The sequence below is a fragment of the Streptococcus danieliae genome (assembly GCF_025447695.1).
Lineage (GTDB): Bacteria > Bacillota > Bacilli > Lactobacillales > Streptococcaceae > Streptococcus > Streptococcus danieliae.
Window position 1 is genome coordinate 1 of sequence record NZ_JAOBSU010000144.1, and the last position, 3080, is coordinate 3080.

At 41.0% G+C, this 3080-nt stretch carries 3 protein-coding genes; all 3 read right to left on the reverse strand.

Going from position 1 to position 3080, the window contains the following annotated elements; genetic code table 11:
- Positions 1–90: 90 nt before the first annotated feature.
- From N4310_RS08020 to N4310_RS08030, 3 genes are read right to left on the reverse strand one after another with little or no spacing between them, the layout of a single operon-like run.
- Positions 91–357 (reverse strand): restriction endonuclease subunit S, encoded by a 267-nt coding sequence (locus N4310_RS08020; RefSeq protein WP_262092759.1) that lies wholly within the window; start codon positions 355–357, stop codon positions 91–93.
- Positions 357–1361, reverse strand: coding sequence for a virulence RhuM family protein (locus tag N4310_RS08025; RefSeq protein WP_262092760.1), 1005 nt, complete (start codon positions 1359–1361; stop codon positions 357–359). The genes N4310_RS08020 and N4310_RS08025 overlap by 1 nt, the downstream gene beginning before the upstream one ends.
- The gene (locus N4310_RS08030) at positions 1351–2907 is read right to left on the reverse strand and encodes a type I restriction-modification system subunit M (protein WP_262092761.1); all 1557 of its coding nucleotides are present in this window, start codon (positions 2905–2907) and stop codon (positions 1351–1353) included. The genes N4310_RS08025 and N4310_RS08030 overlap by 11 nt, the downstream gene beginning before the upstream one ends.
- Positions 2908–3080 lie beyond the last annotated feature (173 nt).

Genomic DNA, 3080 nt, shown 5'->3' on the forward strand with positions numbered 1-3080 from the left:
AAAAATCAGAATTCTCCCGATAATCGGGATAGAAAAGTAGGAAATACAGGGACTCTTGCTGGAAATTAGAGGGCAAGAGTCCCTTCTTTTTTATATGACGGAATACTTCTGGTTTTTAGAAGTGCCCTTAATATCTCCTACATTTGCATTCCCTGCAATTAACAGGGCCTCCGTATCCCATCTATACGTATCAATGCGACTAATTTCTTTTGCTGTTGTAAAAAATGGATAAGTACCATTTTCAACAGCAGCATTCGCATTCAATTTTCCTGTTTCAATCTTACATACCTCTCCCAAAGTTTTCCACTCTACTCCATTGGGACAGTGTTCTTTGATCAGCTCTTCAATATAGGTCATCAGGAGCCTCCTTTCTTAGCAATCTCTTCCAAACTTTTAATCTCCTCGAGGTAGTCTTTTTCTACCTGACTAAGGGTCTTAGTTTGGTATTTTTGGTATTCGCTTGTGACCTTGTCGACCATCTGTTCATGTGAAATTTTTCCCGCATGGCTCAAAAGGTCTTCACCGGTTGCCGCAAGGATTCTATCCACATGGTCGACCCAGTCTTGCATGGTCATAATTTGCTGGCGGCCAGCTTGGCGCTCTGCAAAATCCAGGTATCCTGAAACCAACTGATTAAGTCCTTGTAACTCTTGCTCCGACAAGTAATTTTTAGCCACCTTAGCTTCTGCTAGGCTCGGTAGGTGACCTTTAAAGGTTGTTAAGCCCATAAATTCCTGATTACTGTCCACGCGCTCATAAATGAGTTCACTCGCGGTATGATGGTGAATTGCATAGTGCATCTTATTTTGGACAGTCGCAAAAAAGGTCTTGGCTTCTGGACTCTTGGCATTGTAGTCACTAGAAGTCGCAAAAAGATCCAGGATTTGGCGATAAAAAACCTTCTCACTGGAACGGATATCACGGATTCGCTCTAGCAGTTCCTTGAAATAGGTACCGCCACCCAGGTTTTTCAGACGGTCATCATCCATCGCAAAGCCTTTGGTTAGATATTCCTTGAGGACTGTGGAAGCATACTGGCGGAACTGGACCCCACGTGGTGAGCGGACTCGGTAACCAATCGCTAAAATCATATCGAGATTGTAGAAAGCTGTCTTACGTGACTGGGTTTTTCCAGTCATAGCACCGTGTTGAGTGGTTGTCAACTGATAGTTGACAACCACTTTTTCATCCAGCTCCCCATCCTCAAAAATCGCCTTGATGTGCTTACTGATATTCTGCTTCGAAGTTTGAAACAACTCGGCTAGTTCCAACTGGGTAAGCCAAACGGTCCCATTCTCCAAATGTAGTTCGATAGCCGACTTCCCGTCGTCTGTTCGATAAAGGATTATATTAGTCGTCATAGCCGAGCTCCTCGACAATCTGATCAATCTCTGCTCGTAGAGTATCAATTTTTTGAACAGTCGCTGCGATTTCTTGATTCAAGACCTTGATGTCAATCTTCTCGCGGGTATCCTCTTTTTCCACATAGGTCGATACAGACAGATTGTACTCCTCTTCAGCGATTTTTTCCTGAGGAACTAGTTTGGCAAAGTAATCTTCATTTTCCTTGCTTTCAATACTATCCAAGATTTTCTCAATATTTTCTTCTGTCAAAACATTGTTATTGGTTTCTTTTTTAAACTGCTGACTAGCATCAATAAAGAGGATATCTGTAGTCGGTTTATTCTTAGCCAAAATCAAAATACAGGTAGCAATGGAAGTTCCGAAAAAGAGATTATCTGGTAACTGAATCACAGCCTCCACAAAGTTAGCCTCAACCAAGTACTTCCGAATTTTCTTCTCCGCACCACCTCGGTAAAAAATTCCTGGGAAGGTTACAATCGCTGCTCGGCCTTTATTCGAAAGATAAGACAGACTATGCATAATAAAAGCAAAATCGGCCTTAGACTTAGGTGCCAAAACGCCAGCGGGTGCAAAGCGGTCATCATTAATCAGCGTTGGATCATCCTTGCCAATCCATTTAATAGAGTAAGGAGGATTGGATACAATTGCATCAAAAGGCTTGTCATCACTATGCTTGGGATCTAATAGAGTATCTCCCCGCTCAATACTAAATTTGTCATAGTTGATATTATGCAGGAACATGTTCATCCGGGCTAGATTATAAGTGGTCATATTGATTTCCTGACCATAAAAACCATCCTCGATGATATGCTCTGTAAATTGCTTTTTCGCTTGAAGCAAAAGTGAGCCAGATCCACAAGCTGGGTCATAAATCTTGTTAATCTTATTTTTCTCATCTTTACCCAGCATAACAATACGAGCCAACAGTCGGGAAACATTCTGAGGTGTGAAAAATTCTCCACCCGATTTACCTGCGTTGGAAGCATACTTGGAAATCAAATACTCGTAAGCATCCCCAAATAAATCAATTGAACTATCCTCAAACTGATCAAAATCAAGTTCCGCAATTTTCTTCAAAATCTTGCTCAAGCGCTGATTACGGTCAATAACTGTACTTCCCAACCGATTACTGGTAGTATCGACATCTGCAAAGAGGCCTTTAATATCATGCTCACTATCATAACCAACCGCACTGGCTTCAATAGCATCAAAAATTTCCTTGAGCTCCGTATTCAAATTTTTATTATCTTTAGCTGTCTTCACGACACTGGAAAAAAGCTGATGCGGCATAATGAAATAGCCCTTGGTTTTAATGGCATCTTCTCTGACCTCTTTTGTAATCAGATCTTCTGGAACATCTTCATAGTGAATGCTTTCATCACCGCCTTCAATATAGGCTTTAAAATTTTCACTAATAAAGCGATAGAAGAGGATCCCTAAAACATATTGTTTGAAATCCCAGCCGTCAACTGCTCCACGAACATCATCCGCAATCGACCAAATTTTCCGATGTAATTCCTGTCTTTGTGCTTGTTCCGACATCTTTCACTCCCTCATAAACTGTAATAATTCTAGTATACCATTTTCCTCTAGTCAGACTTAAAATCCCCTGGTAAAAAAGCAAAAACAGCTCGAAAATGATACGTACCGTGTCAAGTAGACAGTTGAAATAAATAAAATGTGTAATACCAGACTGTCTTAAGTTTAGGCGGTCT

Coding starts and splice junctions, on each gene's coding strand:
- N4310_RS08020 (WP_262092759.1), bottom strand. CDS start 357: ATGACCTATATTGAAGAGCTGATCAAAGAACACTGTCCCAATGGAGTA.
- N4310_RS08025 (WP_262092760.1), bottom strand. CDS start 1,361: ATGACGACTAATATAATCCTTTATCGAACAGACGACGGGAAGTCGGCT.
- N4310_RS08030 (WP_262092761.1), bottom strand. CDS start 2,907: ATGTCGGAACAAGCACAAAGACAGGAATTACATCGGAAAATTTGGTCG.